The following is a 23,855-nucleotide window of genomic DNA, read 5'->3' on the forward strand; positions in this document are numbered from 1 at the left end:
TTTATTACGCTGGATTAGGAATATCGATAAAGGTTACGTCCAGATCGGTATTTTCATTCAGCCATTCGCTTAATGCGCGAATGCCGCCGCGTTCGGTCGCATGGTGACCAGCAGCATAAAAATGCAACCCTTGCTCGCGGGCTGAGTGAATGGTTTGCTCTGAAACTTCACCGGTGATAAAGGCATCGACACCAAACCGGGCTGCGCTATCAATGAAACTCTGACCGCCCCCTGTACACCAGGCGACGCGCTGAACTTTTTCCGGCCCGGTATCACCGCACCATAACGGTTTACGGCCTAAACGCGCTTCAATCCACGATGCCAGCTCCAGCCCCGGAACCGGCATGGAGAGTTCTCCCCATGGCACCAGCGGCTCGATTTCACCCATGACGGTGATCCCCAACAGCGCTGCCAGCTGCGCGTTATTACCCAGTTCCGGGTGAGCATCCAGCGGCAGGTGCCAGCCATACAGGTTGATATCATTTTCCAACAGCGTTTTCAGACGATGGCGCTTCATACCGCGAATAACCGGAGATTCGCCTTTCCAGAAATAACCGTGATGAACGATGACCGCATCCGCCTGCAGACGTACCGCCTCGTCCAGTAACGCCTGACTTGCGGTCACGCCGGTCACGATCTTATGCACCGTCTCTTTGCCCTCAACCTGCAAACCATTCGGCGCATAGTCGCTAATGGCGGCGCTGTTCAGTTTGTCGTTGATCAGTTGTTCCAGTTCGGTGTTTTTCATCATCGTCCTCGTAGTCATAAATTCTGCCTGCCCAATCAGCAACACAGCTTAGGTTAAAATAGCGTTCCCGCTTGCGTTCGTCGATAGACATTTCACTGACACATCAAGAAACAATCACACCCGATTTGAACGCAATTTGCTTACCCCCACGCAATCTAATTCATGTATATTTATGCAATCAGACAGCATATTGCAAAAATAATCAGATCTGTATCAAAGTTAAAACTTTAAGGAAACACACTCGCGCAGCACGTTCAGCCTGTTGCGAGGCATTTACTTCGAGAAAAGAATGAATAAACAAGCATCTCAACCACGGGCGATTTATTACGTCGTTGCGCTACAAATTTGGGAATACTTCAGTTTTTACGGCATGCGTGCATTGCTGATCCTGTATCTCACTAACCAGCTTAAGTACGACGATAATCACGCATATGAACTGTTCAGCGCCTACTGCTCGCTGGTCTACGTCACGCCCATTCTTGGGGGATACCTGGCCGATAAAGTGCTCGGCAATCGAATGGCGGTGATGATCGGCGCATTTTTAATGGCAGTGGGGCATCTGGTATTGGGCGCCAGCGAAATGGCCCCGGCGTTCCTTTATTTGTCGCTGGCGATTATTGTCTGTGGCTACGGTCTGTTTAAATCCAACATCAGTTGCCTGTTGGGCGAGTTGTATCAGCCTGAAGACCCTCGCCGTGACGGTGGATTCTCTCTGCTCTACGCTGCCGGTAATATTGGTTCAATCATCGCGCCCATTGCCTGCGGCTACGTGCAGGAAGAGTACAGCTGGGCGATGGGCTTTGCGCTGGCGGCGATTGGCATGCTGGCGGGGCTGGTGATTTTCGTATGCGGTAATCGCCATTTCGCCCATACCACCGGCGTCAACAAGGCCGTCTTGTGTGCGAAAAAATATATGCTGCCAAACTGGGCCTGGTTATTAGTTCTGCTGGTTGCAGCACCGCTGCTGATTACCGTTCTGTTCTGGAAAGAGTGGTCCGTTTACGCACTGATCGTTGCTACTGTTATTGGTCTGGCGGTTCTGGCGAAGATTTACCGCCAGGCGCAGACCCAGAAACAGCGTAAAGAACTGGGGCTTATCGTTACGCTGACCTTCTTCAGTCTGTTGTTCTGGGCCTTTGCTCAACAGGGCGGCAGTTCGATTAGCCTGTATATCGACCGCTTCGTTAACCGAGATATTCTGGGATATTCCGTCCCTACCGCGATGTTCCAATCGGTTAACGCCTTTGCCGTTATGCTGTGCGGTATCGTGCTGGCCTGGGTGGTCAAAGAAAGCGTTAGCGGTAATCGTACCGTCCGTATCTGGGGTAAATTTGCCCTTGGCCTCGGTTTAATGAGCGCCGGATTCTGTATTCTAACCTTGAGCGCCCGCTGGTCTGCGGCTTACGGTCACTCTTCCATGCCGCTGATGGTATTGGGGCTGGCGGTCATGGGCTTTGCCGAGCTGTTTATCGATCCGGTGGCTATGTCTCAGATTACACGTATCGAGATCCCAGGAGTGACCGGCGTATTAACGGGTATTTACATGCTGCTTTCCGGAGCCATCGCCAACTACCTGGCCGGCGTTATCGCCGATCAGACCTCACAAGGTTCGTTTGACTCGGCGGGCGCTATCAACTATTCCATCAATGCATATATTGATGTCTTTAGCGAAATAACCTGGGGCGCGCTGGCCTGTGTGGTGCTGGTACTGCTGATTTGGCTGTACCAGTCGTTAAAGTTCAGAAATCGTCCGCTGGCGGTAGAGTCCTGAGTTTACAGGCCCGATGATGTAATAAGATTCGGGCCTGTTTTTCTGGAGATTATGCATGGTTTACAGCCAAATCCGCTTCTGAAACACCGGTCACCAGTTTTACCATTTCGCGTTCTATTCCCTGCTCCAACATGGTTTGCGCTATACGCAATGCCGCTTCTTGTTTTCCTTGTTGTAGTCCTTGTTGTAGTCCTTCCTGTAATCCATCTAACCGTAACCGCTCTGCAATAGTCATCAGCCTCTCCTTGTGTTGGGGGATCCGTTGTGTCATCTCTTGCATAAACTCATTAAAGCGAGATTCATCGCCAGATTGTAGAATGTAATTAAACATCGCTTGTAATTGCGTGTCATTAGCGCATCCAGTAAGTAGCAGCGTGGTCAGTTGCTCTACCAGCCCCATCAAATCCCGCCGACGGATATGTTTTTGCATTAATTCCAGCAGCGCCATTCGCCTGTGAGCCATGATCTCATCATCGGGTACCACCGTTATGTCCACCAACGGAAATGCGCTGGAATAAAGTTGTCTTGCCGCCACGGAGTCGGCAAAGGCATCCAGCCAGCACAACGAGTACGGATAGGGGCTTCGGCAGCCATGATAAAACAGCATCGGTATCACCAGCGGCAGCACCTTATGCCCTGCGTCCAGATGGCGCTGCATCGCCGCCATCGCATAACGCAACAGACGAAAAGCCATATGCGGCTCGGCTGAACTTTGATGCTCTAAAACCACATAGATATAACCGTCGCCGTCGCGTGTGTGCAAAGACCAGAGCACGTCGGAGTAGCGCGAACGTAAATCCGCTTCAATAAAGCTTTCTGACTCCAGCTTCAGCGAATTCAAATCGCAAAGTGTCCGCAGTTCAGCTGGCAGGTGAATGTCGAGAAAATCCCGCGCAGTTTCGGGATGATGTAAAAACGTTTTAAACACCGCATCGTGCGGTGTGGATGTCGTTGGCGTTGTCATTAATTTCCGTCATCTGAATGAAGATGACGGAAATTTACTGCTGAGGGAAAACTTATGCAGCAGGGTATTCACGGTACTGAGAGCACGTTTCAGCGCTAATAGCTCCCGACTGCAACATGTTCATTCTGCTGGAAGGCATTACGCAGAAATCCGTCACATACTTATCCCTTGCGCGCCGCCTCATAGGCCGCCAGCGTCGCCAGTCTTGCTTGTTTATGATCGACAATCGGACGAGGATAGTTAAGCGTAACCTGCGCTTTTTCAGCCCACGTCCACGGATCATGAATGGCTTTACCCGGCACATCGCGCAGTTCCGGCAGCCACTGGCGGATAAACTCGCCGTCGCGATCAAATTTTTCGCCCTGAGTCGTGGGGTTAAAGATACGGAAATACGGTGCGGCGTCGGTCCCGGTTGAGGCCGCCCACTGCCAGCCGCCGTTATTGGCCGCCAGATCGCCATCGATCAGTTGCGACATAAAATATTGCTCGCCTTTACGCCAGTCGATCAGCAGATCTTTCACTAAAAAACTGGCCGTAATCATGCGTAATCGATTATGCATCCAGCCCGTGGCGTTGAGCTGACGCATCGCCGCATCCACAATCGGGTATCCCGTGTTCCCTGTTTGCCAGGCATGCAAATGTGCCGGATTATTCTGCCATTGCACGCGATCGGTCCAACGGATAAACGGTTGATGCCGACACAGCGCCGGATGGTAAGTCATCAGATGACGATAAAATTCACGCCAGATAAGTTCGTTCAGCCAGACGCTGCCTTCCCCTCCTTCAAGCGCCTGCGGCTGCTCCGCGAGCAGTCGATTCAGGCACTGGCGCGGCGACAATCCCCCTGTCGCCAGGCTCGCGGATAATCGACTGGTACCGTCAACCGCAGGGAAATCACGCTGTTGCTCATATTCTCTCGCGGCCTGCTGGCAAAACTGGCGTAATTGCGCGATAGCCAGTTTTTCTTCTGCCACAAACCGCTGCGTATCAAAATCTTGCTGCGGATAGCTCAGCGTTATTGATGTTAACAGAGCGTCAAGAGCGCCGCTTTCTCTCACCTTCGGCGCACTAACGCATTCTGGAACACCCTCTTTAATCCGCTTCAGCCAGGCATTTTTAAACGGTGTAAAGACTTTATACATCTCGTGATTGCCGGTCATGACCGCCCCTGGAGGCAGGATCACGCTGTCGTCAAACCCTTCACACACCACATGGGGTAGTACCTTCTCAACGGCGACATCACGCTGACGTTCGTTTATTTCGTATTGATAGTTATAAAACAATCGGCTGACGCTATGCTGTGCGCAGACGTTTTTGACGGTTTCCACGCTGGTCGCAAAATCTGCAACTTCATCAAACAGAAGCGGGATGCCTTTTTCCGCCAGCGCCGTCTGCAACGCATTCAACTGCGCACTCACAAATGCCGCCTGACGTGGGGCCATTTCGTGCGCCTTCCACTGCTCAGGAGTAGAGATATATAGCGCGATGACCTGCGCAGTACGATCCCGACAAGCCGCCGCCAGCGCGAGGTTGTCATGCAGACGTAAATCACGTCGAAACCAGACCAGATGGGTGGTCATAATACTCCCGGATATAAATTAATCATTGCCACTCGTTATCTATTACACCGACAAGTGTAGACGTCGGCGCATAAAAAAAACCGCCACATTACTGTGAGCGGTTTTCTTGAGCAAGAACGATAACTTAGTAGAAATCGCAGGTGGCTTTTTCAGCCTGCTCCATCCACACCGGTTTATCACTGGTTTTAGACCAGACGCGGTGCAGGTAGCTGTAAAAACGAGCGCGGTCTTTCCAGAACAGCATGACCGGTAGCGCCAGCACGCCCGCCACTACGGCAAAGGTACGGCGCAAGAAAACAATGTGTGCTGGATATTCTTTATAAAAGTCCATAATCCTCTCCCATATATCTGTTCGGTGAATAGCACCGGAAAAATAAATTTGGTTAACTGATGAAAATAATACCGCCTTGTGTGTAATTTTGCTACTCATCCGACCACTTATTTTTATCTATTGATGCTCCGTTTAGCATAAAACCGTAATTAAGTTACATAAAGGTTAAATTAATACTAACCATTAGTTAAATAATGGTTTTTGCCATTTTTATACTTTTTTTACACCCCACCCGCTGATTTTTGCGAAATCTTTGCAAGCAAAAACCTACGCTCTGGTTATCACATTTATGCCACTGGAGGTGCACTGTGAGTGCAGGCGTGATAACCGGCATTGTGCTGGTCTTTTTATTATTAGGTTACCTGGTCTATGCCCTGATCAATGCGGAGGCGTTCTGATGGCAGCCCAAGGATTTTTACTCATTGCCAGTTTCTTGCTGGTGCTATTTGTCATCGCCAGACCGTTGGGATTTGGGCTGGCTCGACTGATCAACAATACGCCCCTGCCGGGTCTGGTTGGCGCGGAGCATTTACTCTGGCGCGGTCTGGGCATCTCGCAGCAGGAGATGAACTGGCGGCAGTATCTGCTGGCTATCCTTGCTCTCAATGCGCTGGGCCTGCTGGTCCTGTTTTCGATGCTAATGGCGCAAAACTTGCTGCCGCTAAATCCCCAGCAACTGCCAGGGCTTTCGTGGGATCTGGCGCTCAACACGGCGGTGAGTTTTGTCACTAATACCAACTGGCAATCCTATGCTGGCGAAACCACCTTAAGCTATTTCAGCCAGATGGCTGGATTGACTGTGCAGAATTTCCTGTCTGCGGCGACCGGAATTGCGGTGATTTTTGCCCTGACCCGCGCTTTCACACGCCAGAGTATGAACACGCTGGGCAACGCTTGGGTCGATCTGGTTCGCATTACGCTGTGGATCCTCGTCCCTATTGCGTTGCTCATTGCCCTGTTCTTCATTCAGCAAGGTACGTTGCAAAACATATTGCCTTATCAGCCCATCACCACCCTTGAAGGGGTGAAACAGCTGCTGCCAATGGGGCCAGTCGCCTCACAGGAAGCGATTAAGATGCTCGGCACTAACGGAGGGGGATTCTTTAACGCTAACTCATCGCATCCGTTTGAAAACCCAACCGCACTAACCAATCTGGTACAGATGCTGGCTATTTTCTTAATTCCCACCGCGCTGTGTTTTGCCTTTGGTGATGTAGTGGGCGATCGTCGTCAGGGGCGGACCTTACTGTGGGCCATGTCACTGATTTTTGCAGTCTGCGTTGCCGTCGTGATGTGGGCCGAAGTTCAGGGCAACCCGCACCTGATGGCATTCGGTGCCGACAGCAATATCAACATGGAGGGCAAGGAGAGCCGCTTTGGCGTGCTGGCCACGAGTCTCTTTTCCGTCGTCACCACAGCAGCATCCTGCGGGGCTGTCGATGCGATGCATGACTCCTTTACCGCACTGGGCGGCATGGTACCTATGTGGCTGATGCAGATTGGTGAAGTGGTCTTCGGCGGTGTGGGTTCAGGTCTGTACGGCATGCTGCTGTTCGTGCTGCTGGCGGTATTTATCGCCGGGTTAATGATTGGCCGTACGCCGGAGTATCTGGGTAAGAAAATCGACGTGCGCGAAATGAAAATGACCGCGCTGGCGATTCTGGTCACCCCTACGCTGGTCCTTCTCGGGACAGCGATCGCCATGATGAGCGATGCCGGGCGCAGCGCCATGCTTAATCCAGGTCCTCACGGCTTTAGTGAAGTCCTGTATGCCGTGTCGTCTGCCTCGAACAACAACGGTAGCGCCTTTGCCGGATTAAGCGCCAATAGCCCGTTCTGGAACTGCCTGCTGGCCCTGTGCATGTTCTTCGGTCGCTTCGGCGTGATCATCCCCGTGATGGCTATTGCCGGGTCGCTGGTCAGTAAAAAGATCCAGCCAGCAAGCCCAGGCACGCTACCTACCCACGGCGCGCTGTTTGTCGGGTTGTTAATCGGTACGGTGTTACTGGTTGGCGCTCTCACCTTTGTTCCTGCCCTGGCGCTTGGCCCGGTCGCAGAATACCTGTCATTACACTGAGTGATGCGGAGCACATTACTATGAGTCGCAAGCAACTGGCGCTGTTCGAACCCTCTCTGGTCGCACAGGCGCTGATGGACGCCGTGAAAAAATTAAGCCCACATACCCAGTGGCGTAACCCGGTGATGTTTATCGTCTGGCTGGGCAGTTTGTTAACAACCCTGTTAACGGTGGCGATGGCAACAGGTCATATGCAGGGCAGCCCGTGGTTTACCGGCGCGATAAGTCTGTGGCTGTGGATTACCGTTCTGTTCGCCAACTTCGCTGAGGCGCTGGCAGAAGGTCGCAGTAAAGCTCAGGCTAACAGCCTAAAGGGAGTCAAAAAAACCGCCTTTGCCCGTAAACTTCGCGAACCCAAATACGGCGCGGCAATGGATCACGTTCCTGCCGATGATTTACGGAAAGGGGATATCGTGCTGGTGGAAGCTGGCGATATTATCCCGTGTGACGGCGAGGTCATTGAAGGTGGCGCATCAGTAGATGAAAGTGCCATTACCGGTGAATCCGCGCCTGTGATTCGTGAATCCGGTGGCGATTTCGCCTCCGTCACCGGCGGGACCCGCATCCTCTCCGACTGGCTGGTTATCGAATGCAGCGTAAACCCCGGTGAAACGTTCCTCGACCGGATGATCGCCATGGTTGAAGGCGCGCAGCGGCGTAAAACGCCCAATGAAATCGCCCTGACGATCCTGCTGATTGCCCTGACCATTATCTTTTTGCTGGCGACCGCCACGCTATGGCCGTTTTCCGCCTGGGGTGGTAGTGCGGTCAGCATCACGGTGCTGGTTGCCTTGCTTGTGTGCTTGATCCCTACAACGATAGGCGGACTGCTCTCAGCGATTGGCGTCGCCGGGATGAGCCGCATGCTGGGCGCGAATGTCATCGCTACCAGCGGACGTGCAGTAGAGGCGGCAGGTGACGTAGACGTACTGCTGCTGGATAAAACAGGCACCATTACGCTGGGTAACCGTCAGGCTTCAGATTTTCTGCCCGCCCACGGCGTGGACGAAAAAACGTTGGCCGACGCCGCACAGCTTTCATCGCTGGCCGATGAAACGCCGGAAGGCCGCAGCATCGTGATCCTGGCAAAACAGCGCTTTAATCTGCGTATTCGCGACGTGCAATCGCTGCACGCTACCTTTGTGCCGTTTACCGCCCAAAGCCGGATGAGCGGCATCAACATCGACAACCGAATGATCCGCAAAGGGTCGGTCGATGCCATTCGTCGGCACGTTGAAGCCAACGGCGGCCACTTTCCCGCCGATGTGGAGCAGAAGGTCGAAAGCGTCGCTCGCCTTGGCGCAACGCCGCTGGTGGTTGCCGAAGGCTCCCACGTACTGGGCGTGATTGCGCTGAAAGATATTGTGAAAGGCGGGATCAAAGAACGTTTTGCTCAACTGCGCAAAATGGGGATTAAAACGGTGATGATCACTGGCGATAACCGCCTGACCGCTGCCGCGATCGCCGCTGAGGCCGGAGTGGATGACTTCTTAGCTGAAGCCACACCGGAAGCCAAGCTGGCGCTGATTCGTCAGTCTCAAGCGGAAGGTCGTCTGGTGGCAATGACCGGCGACGGAACCAATGACGCTCCTGCCCTGGCGCAGGCGGACGTTGCGGTCGCCATGAACTCTGGAACCCAGGCAGCGAAAGAAGCAGGTAACATGGTGGATCTCGACTCCAACCCCACCAAGCTGATTGAAGTAGTGCACATTGGTAAACAAATGCTGATGACGCGCGGTTCGCTGACCACTTTCAGTATTGCCAACGACGTCGCGAAGTATTTCGCTATTATCCCGGCCGCATTCGCCGCCACCTATCCGCAGCTCAATGCGCTGAACGTGATGGGACTGCATTCGCCAGACTCGGCGATCCTCAGCGCGGTTATCTTTAACGCGCTGGTTATCGTCTTTCTGATCCCGCTGGCGCTAAAAGGCGTGAGCTACAAACCTTTGTCCGCATCCGCGATGTTGCGCCGCAATTTGTGGATCTATGGTCTGGGCGGTTTGGTTGTGCCGTTTATCGGTATCAAAGCGATTGATTTACTACTGACCCTGCTGGGTCTGGTGTGAGGTTTCAGATGAGTGGATTACGTCCTGCATTATCAACATTGATTTTCCTGATGCTTATCACCGGCGGGGCTTACCCGTTGCTAACTACTGCGCTGGGGCAGTGGTGGTTTCCCCACCAGGCTAACGGTTCGCTTCTTAGCGAAGGTCAGGTTGTTCGCGGCTCTGAGCTTATCGGGCAACATTTTACCGCTGCCGGTTATTTTCAGGGGCGTCCGTCTGCCACAGCTGAAATGCCCTATAATCCAATGGCTTCAGGCGGCAGTAATCTGGCAGCCAGCAATCCGGAACTGGATAAACAGTTGCAAAGCCGGATTGCCGCGCTGCGTGCCGCCAACCCGCAGGCAAGTCCTGCCGTCCCGGTAGAGCTGGTAACGGCTTCTTCCAGCGGGCTGGATAACAACCTGACGCCAGCCGCGGTGGCCTGGCAAATTCCCCGCGTGGCGCAGGCTCGCAACCTCAGCGTTGAAGAGGTTACGCGGTTGGTTGCACAATATACGCAAAAGCCGTTGGTCAGTTTTATCGGTCAGCCGGTGGTGAACCTGGTGGAACTTAATTTAGCGCTGGATAAGCACTGAGAAAAAGGACATGCATAACGAACCCTTACGCCCCGACCCCGATCGCCTGCTGGAGCAGACCACGGCCCCGCACCGGGGAAAACTGAAAATTTTCTTCGGTGCCTGTGCTGGCGTCGGCAAAACCTGGGCCATGCTGGCAGAGGCCCAGCGACTGCGGGCGCAAGGGTTAGATGTGCTGATTGGCGTGGTGGAAACCCATGGACGCAAAGAGACCGCCGCGCTGTTGGACGGCCTCAGCATCTTGCCGCTAAAGCGACAAGCGCGTCACGGCCGCCACATCAATGAGTTCGATCTCGACGCGGCGCTGGCCCGCCGTCCGGCGCTCATTTTGATGGATGAACTGGCGCACAGTAATGCGCCAGGCTCACGGCATCCTAAGCGCTGGCAGGACATTGAAGAGCTGCTGGAAGCCGGGATTGATGTTTTTACTACCGTTAACGTGCAGCACCTGGAAAGTCTCAATGACGTGGTCAGCGGCGTTACCGGCATTCAGGTTCGTGAAACCGTACCCGACCCTTTTTTCGATGCCGCCGACGATGTGGTGCTGGTCGATCTCCCCCCCGACGATTTGCGCCAGCGCCTGAACGAAGGCAAGGTCTATATCGCCGGTCAGGCAGAAAGAGCAATCGAGCATTTCTTTCGCAAAGGTAATCTGATCGCGCTACGTGAACTTGCCCTGCGCCGCACGGCTGATCGGGTAGACGATCAGATGCGCGCCTGGCGAGGACGTCCGGGAGAGGAGAAAGTCTGGCATACCCGCGACGCTATTTTACTGTGCATTGGGCACAATACCGGCAGCGAAAAACTGGTACGCGCCGCCGCACGTCTGGCGGCGCGTCTCGGCAGCGTCTGGCATGCGGTGTATGTCGAAACGCCAGCGCTGCACCGACTGCCCGAAAAACAACGCCGCGCAATTTTAAGCGCTCTGCGGCTGGCTCAGGAGTTAGGCGCAGAAACAGCCACCCTTTCCGACCCCGCCGAAGACAAAGCGGTCATCCACTATGCCCGTGAGCATAATCTGGGAAAAATTGTGCTCGGGCGTCCGACTACGCGTCGCTGGTGGCGTAGCGATTCCTTTGCCGACAAACTCGCCCATCGCGCACCGGATCTCGACCTGATGATTGTTGCGCTCGATGAGCCCCCTTCACGCCCTGTGCTGCAAACGGCTGATAGTCGCACCTTTAAGGATAAATGGCGGGTACAAATTCAGGGTTGTGTGGTTGCCGTTGCGCTGTGCGCCATTATTACGCTAATCGCCATGCAGTGGCTAATGGCCTTTGACGCCGCCAACCTGGTGATGATCTATTTATTGGGTGTGGTGGTTATCGCACTCTTTTACGGACGCTGGCCATCAGTGCTGGCAACCTTTATTAACGTCGCCAGCTTCGATCTCTTCTTTATTGCCCCACGCGGGACGCTGGCCGTTTCAGACGTTCAGTACCTACTCACCTTTGCCGTAATGCTAACGGTAGGGCTGGTTATTGGTAATCTGACCGCCGGGGTGCGTTATCAGGCGCGGGTTGCGCGTTATCGTGAACAGCGTACGCGTCATTTGTATGAGATGTCGAAAGCGCTGGCCGTCGGTCGGAGTCAGACGGATATCGCCGCCACCAGTGAACAGTTTATCGCTTCAACGTTTCAGGCCCGCAGCCAGGTTTTACTGCCCGGTGAGAACGGCAAGCTGGCCCCGCTCACCCATCAACAGGGCATGACGCCGTGGGATGACGCCATTGCCCAATGGAGCTTTGACAAAGGGCAACCGGCCGGTGCAGGCACCGACACGTTACCGGGCGTGCCGTATCAGATTTTACCGTTAAAAAGCGCCGATAAAACGCATGGGCTGCTGGTAGTCGAACCGGGAAATTTACGCCAGCTTATGATCCCCGAACAGCAACGTCTGCTGGAAACCTTCACTCTACTGGTAGCCAGTGCGCTGGAGCGCCTGACGCTGACCGCCAGCGAAGAGCAGGCCCGGTTTGCCAGCGAGCGCGAAAGCATTCGCAACGCCCTGCTCGCTGCTCTGTCCCACGATTTGCGCACGCCGTTGACGGTGTTGTTCGGTCAGGCGGAAATCTTAACGCTGGATCTGGCCAGCGAGGGATCGCCGCACGCGCGCCAGGCCAGTGAGATTCGCCAGCACGTTCTGAATACTACCCGACTGGTTAATAACCTGCTGGATATGGCGCGAATTCAGTCTGGCGGCTTTAATCTTAAGAAGGAGTGGTTAACGCTGGAAGAGGTGGTCGGCAGCGCCCTGCAGATGCTGGAGCCCGGTCTCTCTGCCCCGATAAATCTGTCGTTACCTGAACCGTTAACACTGATTCACGTCGATGGTCCGCTCTTTGAACGGGTGCTGATTAACCTGTTGGAAAACGCCGTCAAATACGCGGGGCCACAGGCGCAAATCGGTATTGATGCCAGCGTCGATGGCGCACATCTGCAACTGGACGTCTGGGATAATGGGCCGGGTATTCCGTCGGGTATGGAACAGCGCGTTTTTGACAAATTTTCCCGGGGAAATAAAGAGTCATCGGTGCCCGGCGTTGGGCTGGGGCTGGCAATTTGTCAGGCTATTGTGGACGTGCACGGCGGTACTATTTCGGTCCACAATCGCGCGCAAGGAGGAGCCTGTTTTCGTGTTACACTGCCCCAGGAAATCCCCCCTGAACTTGAAGATTTTCATGAGGATATGTGACGAACGTACTGATTGTTGAAGATGAACATGCCATTCGCCGCTTTCTGCGCACCGCGCTGGAAGCCGATGGCCTGCGTGTATATGAAGCGGAAACGCTGCAACGTGGTCTGTTGGAAGCCGCCACGCGAAAACCCGATCTCATCATTCTCGATCTCGGCCTGCCGGACGGCGACGGCATTGATTTTATTCGCGACCTGCGACAATGGAGCGCGATTCCGGTGATTGTGCTTTCAGCCCGCAGTGAGGAAAGCGATAAAATTGCTGCGCTGGATGCCGGTGCCGATGACTATCTCAGTAAACCCTTTGGTATTGGCGAGCTACAGGCGAGATTGCGCGTGGCATTGCGTCGCCACGCCAGCGGTGCGTCTCCCGAACCGGTGGTACATTTTTCCAACGTCAAAGTGGATATTGCCGCGCGCCTCGTTCACCGTGGTGACGAGGAAATTCATTTGACGCCGATTGAGTTTCGTCTGTTAGCGGTTCTGCTAAATAATGCCGGGAAGGTACTGACGCAACGCCAGTTGTTAAATCAGGTTTGGGGACCAAACGCCGTCGAACATAGTCACTATCTACGTATTTATATGGGACACCTGCGCCAGAAGCTGGAACTGGACCCGGCCCGTCCGCGTCATTTTCTGACCGAAACCGGAATTGGCTATCGGTTTATGCCGTGAATTCTTATTCATTTTTTCTGATTAATTAATAAATATATTTTTCATTACTCATTCCACTGCATAATACTTATTATGCAGCCAGTAGAATATTGTAAAAAAATAATAAAATACAAACAAATAACATATAAACAACAAAACAGCATCTTGTCTCGCACTATGCATAAATGGCGACTAAATATTTTATAAACGATCGTTTTTTATTGATCTTCTTCACAGTTCATAGCCATTTCCTGGATAAAATACCCGCACCTTCCACTTATCCAGTAAAGGTAACTAAAATGGAAAATAATAGCCGTACAATGCCACATATAAGGCGAACAACGCATATTATGATGTTTGCCCACCGCAACAGTTTCGACTTTCATTTCTTTAATGCCCGTTAGTCTTCCGACTAAGGGCACTCAAGTATACAGGTCTTCCTGACTCTCTGTATCGCAGGCTAACGCCTGTATCCGCAGTGCTCTCCCTGCATAACCCTGTATTACCTGTGACCGGACCGGTTAGGGTTTATTGCATCTTCAAAAAAGCAATTTACTGATTTATTTATCAGCGGTATGACTTTGCTTTTTTTTCCGGAGTTATCAATTTCTCATTTGAGAAATTGAGGACCTGCTATTACCTAAAAATAAAGAGATGAAAATGTCAGAATTAAAAATTGCCGTAAGCCGTTCCTGTCCTGATTGTTTTTCTACGCAGCGTTCTTGCGTAAATATCGATGAAAGTAATTTTATTGATGTTGCTGCTATCGTGTTATCCATCAATGATATTGAACGTGGAAAACTCGATGAAATTGACGCCACCGGCTATGGAATTCCTGTTTTTATCGCCACCGAAAATGAAGAACGTGTTCCATCTGAACATCTGCCGCGGATCTCAGGTGTATTCGAATGTAATGAAGCCCGTACCGCCTTTTATGGCCGGCAGTTAGAAACCGCCGCCAGCCATTATGAAACGCAGTTACGTCCGCCGTTCTTCCGTGCGCTTGTCGACTATGTCAATCAGGGTAACAGCGCCTTTGATTGTCCTGGTCATCAGGGGGGCGAGTTTTTCCGTCGCCATCCTGCGGGTAATCAGTTTGTCGAATATTTCGGCGAAACACTTTTCCGCTCCGATTTGTGTAATGCCGATGTCGCAATGGGTGATCTGCTGATTCACGAAGGCGCTCCCTGCATCGCACAGCAGCACGCAGCTAAAGTTTTCAACGCGGATAAGACCTACTTTGTACTGAACGGGACCTCCTCATCGAACAAAGTGGTGCTTAACGCATTGCTCACCCCAGGCGATCTGGTGTTATTCGACCGCAACAACCACAAGTCAAACCACCACGGCGCGTTATTGCAGGCCGGGGCAACGCCGGTATATCTGGAAACCGCGCGTAACCCGTACGGCTTTATCGGCGGGATCGACGCGCACTGCTTTGAAGAAGGCTATCTACGTGAACAGGTGAGTGAAGTTGCGCCACAACGTTCGAAAGATGAGCGTCCGTTCCGTCTGGCCGTGATTCAGTTAGGTACCTACGACGGCACAATCTATAACGCCCGTCAGGTGGTGGATAAGATCGGTCATCTGTGCGACTACATCCTGTTTGACTCCGCGTGGGTTGGCTATGAGCAGTTTATTCCGATGATGGCCGATTGCTCTCCGCTGTTGCTGGATCTTAACGAAAATGACCCCGGCATTCTGGTCACCCAGTCAGTGCACAAACAACAGGCAGGCTTCTCTCAGACTTCGCAGATCCACAAAAAAGACAGCCATATTAAAGGCCAGTCTCGCTACGTGCCTCATAAACGAATGAATAACGCGTTCATGATGCACGCCTCCACCAGCCCGTTCTATCCGCTCTTTGCCGCACTGGACATCAACGCCAAAATGCATGAAGGCGTCAGCGGGCGCAACATGTGGATGGACTGCGTCGTCAACGGAATTGATACTCGTAAGTTGATCCTGGAAAACTGCCACCATATCCGCCCGTTCGTGCCGGAGATAGTAGAAGGTAAACCGTGGCAGGCTTATCCCACCGCTGAAATCGCCAGCGACCTGCGTTTCTTCCATTTTGTCCCCGGTGAACACTGGCATGCTTTTGAAGGGTATGCCGAACACCAGTACTTTGTGGATCCATGCAAATTGCTGCTCACCACTCCGGGTATTAATGCACGTAACGGCGAATACGATACCTTCGGCGTTCCGGCTACCATTCTGGCTAACTTCCTGCGCGAAAATGGTGTGGTGCCCGAAAAATGCGACCTCAACTCCATCCTGTTCCTGCTGACCCCCGCAGAAGATATGGCGAAGTTGCAGCAGCTTGTCGCCCTGCTGGTACGTTTCGAAAAACTGCTGGAAGCCGATGCCCCGCTAGCCGAGGTTCTGCCCTCGATCTACAAGCAGCATGAAGCCCGTTACGCCGGTTACACCCTGCGCCAGCTGTGCCAGGAGATGCACGATTTGTATGCGCGTCACAACGTGAAGCTGCTACAGAAAGAGATGTTCCGTAAGGCACATTTCCCGCGCGTCAGCATGAATCCCCAGGATGCCAACTATGCATATCTGCGTGGTGAAGTTGAACTGGTGCGTCTGCCGGACGCTGAAGGTCGCATCGCGGCAGAAGGCGCGCTGCCTTATCCTCCGGGCGTGCTGTGTGTGGTTCCGGGTGAAATCTGGGGCGGTTCAGTATTACGTTACTTCAGCGCACTGGAAGAAGGAATCAATTTGCTACCGGGTTTTGCGCCTGAACTCCAGGGTGTCTACATCGAAGAACACGACGGTCGTAAACAGGTGTGGTGCTACGTGATTAAGCAACAAAGCGCGCAACACGCTCTGTTGAAAGGGGAAATGTTATGAGCAAAGCCAAATCCAACAAAATGGGCGTCGTCCAGCTCACTATCCTGACCATGGTTAATATGATGGGATCCGGAATCATCATGTTGCCCACCAAGCTTGCGGAAGTCGGTACTATCTCGATCATCTCGTGGCTGGTGACTGCTGTCGGTTCAATGGCGCTGGCCTGGGCCTTCGCAAAATGCGGTATGTTCAGCCGTAAATCCGGTGGTATGGGTGGTTACGCTGAATACGCCTTTGGCAAATCCGGTAACTTTATGGCGAACTACACTTATGGCGTTTCGCTGTTAATCGCCAACGTGGCTATCGCCATCTCCGCCGTTGGCTACGGTACCGAGCTGTTTGGTGCCACACTGACACCGGTGCAGATTGGCCTGGCAACCATTGGTGTACTGTGGATCTGTACCGTGGCTAACTTTGGCGGGGCGCGCATTACCGGGCAGATCAGCAGCATCACCGTTTGGGGCGTCATTATTCCGGTTGTCGGTCTGTGTATCATCGGCTGGTTCTGGTTCAGTCCGACGCTGTACGCTAACTCCTGGAATCCACACCACGTCCCGTTCTTCACGGCTGTCGGCTCTTCCATTGCGATGACCTTGTGGGCTTTTCTGGGTCTGGAATCGGCCTGCGCCAACGCTGAAGTGGTAGACAATCCGGAACGCAACGTGCCCATCGCCGTATTGGGCGGTACGCTGGGCGCGGCGGTGATTTACATCATCTCCACCAACGTGATAGCCGGGATTGTGCCGAATATGGATCTGGCTAACTCTACAGCACCGTTCGGTTTAGCCTTCGCACAAATGTTCACCCCGGAAGTCGGTAAGGTGATCATGGCGCTGATGGTGATGTCCTGCTGCGGTTCACTGCTGGGCTGGCAGTTCACTATCGCTCAGGTATTCAAATCGTCGGCTGATGGGGGTTACTTCCCTAAAATCTTCTCCCGCGTGACTAAAGTAGACGCGCCGGTTCAGGGGATGCTGGCTATCGTGATCATCCAGAGTGGTTTATCGCTGATGACTATCAGCCCGTCACTGAACAGTCAGTTCAACGTGCTGGTCAACCTGGCGGTGGTAACGAACATCATTCCGTATATTCTGTCGATGGCCGCGCTGGTAATTATTCAAAAAATGGCGAATGTTCCGTCGTCAAAAGCGAAACCGGCAAACTTCGTGGCGTTTGTTGGCGCATTGTACAGCTTCTATGCGCTCTACTCCTCTGGCGAAGAAGCAATGCTTTATGGTTCGATCGTGACCTTCCTCGGCTGGACGCTGTATGGCCTGGTATCACCGCGTTTTGAACTGAAAAATAAGCATAGTTAAATCCTGGCATAAAAAAGCCCGGTAGCGCTAACGCTTACCGGGCCTACAAAACGCGTCAGTACAAACAAGACTTACGCGTTTTTCAGCACTTCGCTGACAATCTCAACGGCTTCTTTTTCGATCTGCTTGCGATGTTCTTCACCAAGGAAGCTCTCGCAGTAGATTTTATAGGCGTCTTCAGTACCTGACGGACGCGCAGCAAACCAGCCGTTGTCAGTCATCACCTTCAGACCGCCGATAGAAGCACCGTTACCCGGTGCCGCCGTCAGACGTGCCGTGATCGGGTCGCCCGCCAGCGTGCTGGCACTCACCATTTCCGGAGACAGCTTAGACAGCGCCGCTTTCTGCGCGGAGGTCGCGCTTGCCTGCAGGCGGTTGTAGCTTGGCGCGCCGAAGCGGGCTGCCAGTTCGTTGTAGTGCTCTTGCGGATTCTTACCAGTCACTGCGGTAATTTCTGCCGCCAGCAGGCACATGATGATGCCGTCTTTGTCGGTTGACCACGGTGTACCGTCAAAACGCAGGAAAGAAGCGCCCGCGCTCTCTTCACCACCAAAGCCAAAGCTGCCGTCAAACAGACCGTCAACGAACCACTTAAAGCCAACCGGAACTTCGACCAGTTTACGCCCTAAATCATTCACTACGCGGTCAATCATCGCCGAAGAGACCAGCGTCTTACCAACGGCAACGTCTTTGCCCCACTGCGGACGATGCTGGAACAGGTAGTTGATCGCCACTGCCAGGTAGTGGTTCGGATTCATCAGGCCCGCCGGGGTGACGATACCGTGACGGTCGTAGTCCGGATCGTTGGCAAAGGCCAGATCGAACTTGTCACGCAGCGCCAACAGTCCCGCCATCGCGCACTCGGAGGAGCAGTCCATACGGATTGCGCCATCTTTGTCGAGATGCATAAAGCGGAAAGTCTGATCAACGTGATCGTTAACGATAGTCAGGTTCAGGTTGTAGTGCTTGGCAATACGCTTCCAGTATTCGATACCGGAACCGCCAAGCGGATCGACGCCCAGCGTCAGGCCCGCTTTCTGGATCGCCGCCATGTCGACGATGTCGGCCAGTCCTTCAACAAACGGCTGAACCAGGTCCTGCTCTTTTACATGACCAGATGCCAGCGCAGCGTCCAGCGACATACGCTTCACGCCTTGCAGACCATCAGCCAGCAGAGCGTTAGCCCTGTCTTCCACCATTTTGGTGACGTTAGTATCTGCCGGACCACCGTTTGGCGGGTTGTATTTAATACCACCATCTTCCGGCGGGTTGTGGGATGGCGTGATCACAATGCCGTCAGCCAGCGGGCCGCCTTTTTTGTTGTGGACCAGGATAGCATTCGACACGGCAGGGGTTGGCGTAAAGCCGTTATTTTCCTGCACGATGACGTCCACGCCGTTCGCTGCCAGCACTTCCAGTACAGAGATAAAAGCCGGTTCAGACAGCGCGTGGGTATCCTTGCCCACGTAGCACGGGCCAGTGATCCCGTTTTTCGCACGTTCTTCAGCAATCGCCTGAGCGATAGCCAGAATATGCGGCTCGTTAAAACTATGACGACCTGCGCTGCCGCGATGTCCGGACGTACCGAACTTGACGGCGTGCTCAGCGTTCCCTGCCGTTGGTTTCAGTACATAGTACTGTGCCGTCAGTTGGGCGACGTTAATCAAATCACTCTGTTGCGCAGGTTGACCTGCACGGTTGTGGATTGCCATTGCCTGGTCCTTCTAATGCAAGGATTAAATTGTTCCGCAAACCTTTTCAATCAATTCCGCAGGGAATTGCATTGACTGCATGATGTGCTCAACCATGCTGCATTTACGGCCGGTATTGGTATTGGTGATCACCCAGTACGGCGTGCCTGGCACGTGTTTCGGTTTGGTTTGATTACCATTTTTCAGCAGCGTCTGTTCATCTGCTGCAAAATAAACACGCGTACGACCATGCAACGATTCCGTTGCTTCGGCGAACGCGTTTTGATCCAGTGAATAGAGTGTAGACAGCACCAGCATAAAGCGATTTACTGCTTTCTTCTGCTCCGCATATTCGTCGGACAGCAGCAGTTCACGCATCGCGCGCACTTTATCTTTTACGGGGTTAACCGGCTTCGCTTCCACGACAGCTTGCACAGCGCGGACTTCTTTTACTACCGGAGTGACAGGCTGTGATGCGGCGGAAAACTTCAACATACGCCGTAAAATGTCGGATGCGCTCTCGCCGATATGCTTGGTGTGGCTGGCAATATAGCTATAGAGTTCATCATCAACTTCAATCGTTTTCATCTTAATCCAGTGCAGTGTTTAGCTGAATACAAGTTGTTGGGGTCAACACGCTTAGTGTAAAGGCAAATCCCAACAGCGGATAGCGTCAAGCCTGGTGGCTGGCAAAACTCAGAGTAACCGTAGTTGTTGCAGCCATGTGGCAGAATGGTCAACATGATACCCTAACCCGTGAGTGTGAAAAAAAGAACTTTGCCATGAAATTGAATATCCGAGCGCAATCTGCGCAAAACCTGCACAATAATTCTCCCATCGTCCTGGTGCACGGCCTGTTTGGCAGTCTGGATAACCTGGGGATCCTGGCGCGCGATCTGGTGGCCGATCACGATATCATCCAGGTTGATATGCGAAATCATGGCCTCTCCCCGCGTTCACCTGTGATGAATTATCCGGCCATGGCGCAAGATCTGCTGGATACGCTGGACGATCAACAGATCGAAAAAGCGATCTTTATTGGTCACTCGATGGGGGGCAAAGCCGTCATGGCGTTAACCGCGTTGGCCCCGGAACGTGTCGAACGGTTGGTAGCCATCGACATTGCTCCCGTTGACTATCATGTTCGCCGTCACGATGAGATTTTTGCTGCCATTAACGCAGTAACTGACGCGCAGTCCTCTTCGCGTCAGCAGGCGGCGAGCGTCATGCGCCAGCATCTGCAAGAGGAAGGCGTGATCCAGTTTCTGCTCAAATCCTTCGTGGACGGCGAATGGCGCTTTAATGTTCCCGTGCTGTGGGAGCAATATCCTCATATTGTCGGCTGGGAGACCATCCCGGCGTGGGAACACCCGGCGCTGTTTATCCCCGGAGGCAACTCACCTTATGTAACCGAAGCGTATCGCGAACAGCTGCTGGCGCAATTCCCGCAGGCTCGGGCGCACGTTATTGCAGGCGCGGGCCATTGGGTGCATGCGGAAAAACCGGAGGCGGTACTGCGCGCCATCCGTCGTTATCTGAGCGAACAGGCTAACTGATTAAAAACTCAGCGTCTGCGCGTGATTACGCGCGTGGGCGTTGGCGTGTCTCCCCTGCTGATGTATTATGGCGGGCTATCCATCCGGGCAGACGCCTGGCTGATTGTTTCCCCGAAGTCACCAAGATCATGGCCAAAGAACAAACGGACCGTACGACATTAGATCTGTTCGCGCAGGAGCGTCGCCCGGGACGACCCAAAACTAATCCGCTCTCGCGTGATGAACAGTTACGTATTAACAAACGTAATCAGCTTAAACGCGATAAAGTTCGCGGGCTTAAGCGTGTCGAACTGAAACTGAACGCTGATGCTGTTGACGCTCTGAACGAGCTGGCCGAGGCGCGCAACATGAGTCGCAGTGAACTCATCGAAGAGATGCTGATGAACCAACTCAGCGCATTGCGCGGTCAGGCTTAGTCTGAATTTCTGCTCTAAATCATAAATCGTGTAGCACAGAGTGCAGTCCTGCGTGTTTGCTGTTTCCGCATGCCTGACTGTTCTGCTATGATTGCCCTTATCCGTGGGCAATGCGCCACCACCATTTCAATAAGTTTCAAGAGGTTATTTTACTCATGGCAATCACTGGCATCTTTTTCGGCAGCGACACCGGTAACACCGAAAACATCGCAAAAATGATTCAAAAACAGCTTGGTAAAGACGTTGCCGATGTACATGACATTGCAAAAAGCAGCAAAGAAGACCTCGAAGGGTATGACATTTTGCTGCTCGGCATTCCAACCTGGTACTACGGTGAAGCGCAGTGTGACTGGGACGATTTCTTCCCTACCCTCGAAGACATTGATTTTAACGGCAAACTGGTTGCATTGTTCGGCTGCGGCGACCAGGAAGATTACGCAGAATATTTCTGCGATGCGTTGGGTACAATTCGCGACATCATCGAACCGCGCGGCGCAACCATCGTCGGTCACTGGCCAACGGCGGGTTATCACTTTGAAGCATCCAAAGGCCTGGCTGACGACGACCACTTTGTGGGTCTGGCCATTGATGAAGATCGCCAGCCTGAATTGACCGCCGAACGCGTAGAAAAATGGGTTAAGCAGATCTCTGAGGAGCTGCACCTCGACGAAATCATCAATGCCTGATTTTGTGTGGCGCAGATTTCCATCTGCGCCACATCAATAGATAAAACCAATCAAAATAATTGCTACAAATTTGTAACTTTTTCGTCTGACCCTGTACAATGGCCGGATGCCAATCGGGTATTGCACAGTGTGTTTGTCGGCGATACCACGTTTTGATTAACAATATATGCCAGAGACTTGCAGTTTTCATTTAGCCATGGCAGTTCTATAATGAATCGCATTATCTCAAGTGCAATTTCTGTCACTTCTGTTAATGAAGTGAATCGTTTAGCTACAGGACAGATTCCGCATGACTGACAACAATACCGCATTAAAGAAGGCTGGCCTGAAAGTAACGCTTCCTCGTTTAAAAATTCTGGAAGTTCTTCAGGAACCGGATAACCATCACGTCAGTGCGGAAGACTTATACAAACGTCTGATCGATATGGGTGAAGAAATTGGTCTGGCGACCGTGTATCGCGTGCTGAACCAGTTTGATGATGCCGGTATCGTGACCCGCCATAATTTTGAAGGTGGTAAATCCGTCTTCGAACTGACTCAACAGCATCATCACGATCACCTCATCTGCCTCGACTGCGGCAAAGTGGTCGAGTTCAGCGATGATTCCATCGAGGCGCGCCAGCGTGAGATTGCGGCTAAACATGGTATTCGTTTAACCAACCATAGCCTCTATCTTTACGGTCACTGCGCCGAAGGCGATTGCCGCGAAGATGAGCATGCTCACGACGGTAAATAATGTGATGCTTTCTGAAAAGCCAACCATTCGGTTGGCTTTTTTTATGGGCGTTATCACCCCTTTTCCCCTTCCCTCCACTCCTGTGTTGCTTTAATGTAAAATCAATAGTCCCTTCCCGGAGAGTCGAAATGGAACTTCGCCAGCTACGCTATTTTGTTCGCATTGTAGAAACCGGCAGCATGGGTAGCGCGGCGCTCGATCTCAATATTGGGGTTTCGGCACTCAGCCAGCAAATGTCCCGCCTGGAAAACGAACTCGCTATTCGCCTGCTGCAGCGCACCTCGCGTGGCGTGACGCCCACCAGCGCCGGACTGGCTTTTTACTCCCAGGCGCAGCTGGCGCTCCGCCACGCAGACGATGCAATCCTCGCCGCGCGAGAGTCCCGGCTTTCCGGGCACGTCAGCGTCGGTATGGCCCCCAGTACCGCTTCCGTTCTCGGCATGCCTTTTATTAACGCCATGCGGGAAAGCTATAGTGATGTCCGCCTGCATGTGGTGGAAAGCCTCTCTGGCAACCTGGAACGGATGATTAATACCCGCCAGATTGATCTGGCCGTGGTATTTCAGAAAGAAAAGATCGTGCGCTGGAGCGCCAGACCGATTCTCGAAGAGCGCCTGTTTTTGATTGGGACTCATGCCTTACTGGCTGATATTGCCGATGACAATATTGCGCCAGCCCAGTTGGCAAGTATCCCATTGATAATGCCCAGCCCAGGCCACGGTCTGCGCGGCAGGCTGGAAGCAATTTGTCAGGAACACGCGCTGCGCATTGAGATCGCCACAGAAATTGATGGTCTGGCGCTGCTAATGCGCGCCGTTCGCAGTGGAATCGGCGCTACTCTCCAGCCCGGCGCGGCGATTTCCCATCTCGATAAAGAGACGTTAAGAGTGATCGGCGTCCATAATCCAATACTGAGTCGCCCCAACTTTCTGGTCAGCCTTTCTGATGATGAGCTCACCCCCGCGGGCCTCGCCGCCCGCGTCGTACTAACGAAAGTGATGCATCAACTGGTGGAAGCAGGAAGCTGGCCAGGCGCCATCCTTTACAATAACTAAAGCCCTCTTTAGCACTTCGTCATAGCGCCCGCACAAGCTGTGCGTATACATTTCAATTACAAATTTAACAATTAGTT

Annotated in this window: 22 protein-coding genes; 16 read left to right on the plus strand and 6 right to left on the minus strand. The window is 52.9% G+C overall.

Going from position 1 to position 23,855, the window contains the following annotated elements:
• Positions 1–4: 4 nt before the first annotated feature.
• On the minus strand, positions 5–748 hold the full coding sequence (ybgI, locus tag HV243_RS17560; protein WP_016152273.1) for a radiation resistance protein YbgI: 744 nt from the start codon (positions 746–748) through the stop codon (positions 5–7).
• A 289-nt stretch (positions 749–1,037) separates the two neighbouring features.
• Between ybgI and dtpD the strand changes: the two genes are divergently transcribed.
• Complete coding sequence (gene dtpD, locus HV243_RS17565) at positions 1,038–2,519, plus strand: dipeptide permease DtpD (protein ID WP_016152272.1); 1,482 nt, start codon at positions 1,038–1,040, stop codon at positions 2,517–2,519.
• Between the two features lie 49 nt (positions 2,520–2,568).
• On the opposite strand, the gene HV243_RS17570 is transcribed toward dtpD, so the two are convergent.
• From HV243_RS17570 to HV243_RS17580, 3 genes are all read right to left on the minus strand, one after another.
• Positions 2,569–3,483 carry an Rpn family recombination-promoting nuclease/putative transposase gene (locus tag HV243_RS17570; RefSeq protein ID WP_053388603.1) on the minus strand — a complete coding sequence of 305 codons (915 nt, stop codon included), beginning with the start codon at positions 3,481–3,483 and terminating at the stop codon, positions 2,569–2,571.
• Positions 3,484–3,644: 161 nt separating this feature from the next.
• Positions 3,645–5,063: a deoxyribodipyrimidine photo-lyase gene (phrB, locus tag HV243_RS17575; protein WP_053388602.1), complete on the minus strand. Its 1,419-nt coding sequence runs from the start codon at positions 5,061–5,063 to the stop codon at positions 3,645–3,647.
• Positions 5,064–5,187: 124 nt separating this feature from the next.
• A complete protein-coding gene (locus HV243_RS17580) occupies positions 5,188–5,394 on the minus strand; it encodes a YbfA family protein (RefSeq protein ID WP_003022870.1) in 207 nt (68 codons plus the stop codon).
• Between the two features lie 308 nt (positions 5,395–5,702).
• Here HV243_RS17580 and kdpF point away from each other — a divergent pair, with 308 nt between their 5' ends.
• The 9 genes from kdpF to potE all read left to right on the plus strand — a co-directional run bounded on the left by kdpF (position 5,703) and on the right by potE (position 17,638).
• Entirely contained in the window at positions 5,703–5,792 is a 90-nt protein-coding gene (gene kdpF, locus HV243_RS17585) for a K(+)-transporting ATPase subunit F (RefSeq protein WP_001670793.1), read from the plus strand.
• Positions 5,792–7,471: a potassium-transporting ATPase subunit KdpA gene (gene kdpA / locus HV243_RS17590; protein ID WP_046274707.1), complete on the plus strand. Its 1,680-nt coding sequence runs from the start codon at positions 5,792–5,794 to the stop codon at positions 7,469–7,471. Before kdpF ends, kdpA begins: the two co-directional genes overlap by 1 nt.
• A 20-nt stretch (positions 7,472–7,491) precedes the next feature.
• Positions 7,492–9,540 carry a potassium-transporting ATPase subunit KdpB gene (gene kdpB / locus HV243_RS17595; RefSeq protein WP_181603859.1) on the plus strand — a complete coding sequence of 683 codons (2,049 nt, stop codon included), beginning with the start codon at positions 7,492–7,494 and terminating at the stop codon, positions 9,538–9,540.
• A gap of 8 nt (positions 9,541–9,548) precedes the next feature.
• Positions 9,549–10,115: a potassium-transporting ATPase subunit KdpC gene (gene kdpC, locus HV243_RS17600; RefSeq protein WP_047359484.1), complete on the plus strand. Its 567-nt coding sequence runs from the start codon at positions 9,549–9,551 to the stop codon at positions 10,113–10,115.
• Positions 10,116–10,125: 10 nt separating this feature from the next.
• Complete coding sequence (kdpD, locus tag HV243_RS17605; RefSeq protein WP_047359485.1) at positions 10,126–12,810, plus strand: two-component system sensor histidine kinase KdpD; 2,685 nt, start codon at positions 10,126–10,128, stop codon at positions 12,808–12,810.
• On the plus strand, positions 12,807–13,484 hold the full coding sequence (kdpE, locus tag HV243_RS17610; protein ID WP_016152265.1) for a two-component system response regulator KdpE: 678 nt from the start codon (positions 12,807–12,809) through the stop codon (positions 13,482–13,484). Before kdpD ends, kdpE begins: the two co-directional genes overlap by 4 nt.
• Positions 13,485–13,762: 278 nt before the next feature.
• Positions 13,763–13,867 carry a leader peptide SpeFL gene (gene speFL, locus HV243_RS17615; protein ID WP_114149115.1) on the plus strand — a complete coding sequence of 35 codons (105 nt, stop codon included), beginning with the start codon at positions 13,763–13,765 and terminating at the stop codon, positions 13,865–13,867.
• Between the two features lie 256 nt (positions 13,868–14,123).
• On the plus strand, positions 14,124–16,322 hold the full coding sequence (gene speF, locus HV243_RS17620; RefSeq protein ID WP_053388601.1) for an ornithine decarboxylase SpeF: 2,199 nt from the start codon (positions 14,124–14,126) through the stop codon (positions 16,320–16,322).
• Positions 16,319–17,638 (plus strand): putrescine-ornithine antiporter, encoded by a 1,320-nt coding sequence (potE, locus tag HV243_RS17625; protein ID WP_016155987.1) that lies wholly within the window; start codon positions 16,319–16,321, stop codon positions 17,636–17,638. Before speF ends, potE begins: the two co-directional genes overlap by 4 nt.
• A 71-nt stretch (positions 17,639–17,709) precedes the next feature.
• On the opposite strand, the gene pgm is transcribed toward potE, so the two are convergent.
• Both pgm and seqA read right to left on the minus strand, forming a co-directional pair.
• Complete coding sequence (gene pgm, locus HV243_RS17630; protein WP_053388600.1) at positions 17,710–19,350, minus strand: phosphoglucomutase (alpha-D-glucose-1,6-bisphosphate-dependent); 1,641 nt, start codon at positions 19,348–19,350, stop codon at positions 17,710–17,712.
• A 24-nt stretch (positions 19,351–19,374) separates the two neighbouring features.
• Positions 19,375–19,917, minus strand: a complete 543-nt coding sequence (gene seqA / locus HV243_RS17635) for a replication initiation negative regulator SeqA (RefSeq protein ID WP_016152261.1) — start codon at positions 19,915–19,917, stop codon at positions 19,375–19,377.
• Between the two features lie 194 nt (positions 19,918–20,111).
• Here seqA and ybfF point away from each other — a divergent pair, with 194 nt between their 5' ends.
• From ybfF to tcuR, 6 genes are all read left to right on the plus strand, one after another.
• On the plus strand, positions 20,112–20,885 hold the full coding sequence (ybfF, locus tag HV243_RS17640; RefSeq protein WP_032947058.1) for an esterase: 774 nt from the start codon (positions 20,112–20,114) through the stop codon (positions 20,883–20,885).
• 128 nt (positions 20,886–21,013) lie between these two features.
• Positions 21,014–21,301 (plus strand): LexA regulated protein, encoded by a 288-nt coding sequence (ybfE, locus tag HV243_RS17645; protein WP_003022842.1) that lies wholly within the window; start codon positions 21,014–21,016, stop codon positions 21,299–21,301.
• Between the two features lie 155 nt (positions 21,302–21,456).
• Positions 21,457–21,987, plus strand: a complete 531-nt coding sequence (gene fldA, locus HV243_RS17650; protein ID WP_003022839.1) for a flavodoxin FldA — start codon at positions 21,457–21,459, stop codon at positions 21,985–21,987.
• Between the two features lie 210 nt (positions 21,988–22,197).
• Positions 22,198–22,284: a ryhB-regulated fur leader peptide gene (locus HV243_RS17655; RefSeq protein ID WP_049259739.1), complete on the plus strand. Its 87-nt coding sequence runs from the start codon at positions 22,198–22,200 to the stop codon at positions 22,282–22,284.
• The gene (fur, locus tag HV243_RS17660; RefSeq protein ID WP_003022836.1) at positions 22,277–22,723 is read left to right on the plus strand and encodes a ferric iron uptake transcriptional regulator; all 447 of its coding nucleotides are present in this window, start codon (positions 22,277–22,279) and stop codon (positions 22,721–22,723) included. Before HV243_RS17655 ends, fur begins: the two co-directional genes overlap by 8 nt.
• A 128-nt stretch (positions 22,724–22,851) precedes the next feature.
• The gene (gene tcuR / locus HV243_RS17665; RefSeq protein ID WP_016155984.1) at positions 22,852–23,778 is read left to right on the plus strand and encodes a tricarballylate utilization LysR family transcriptional regulator TcuR; all 927 of its coding nucleotides are present in this window, start codon (positions 22,852–22,854) and stop codon (positions 23,776–23,778) included.
• The last annotated feature ends 77 nt before the right edge of the window (positions 23,779–23,855 follow it).

This window comes from Citrobacter sp. RHBSTW-00599, from assembly GCF_013784065.1.
Classification (GTDB): domain Bacteria; phylum Pseudomonadota; class Gammaproteobacteria; order Enterobacterales; family Enterobacteriaceae; genus Citrobacter; species Citrobacter braakii.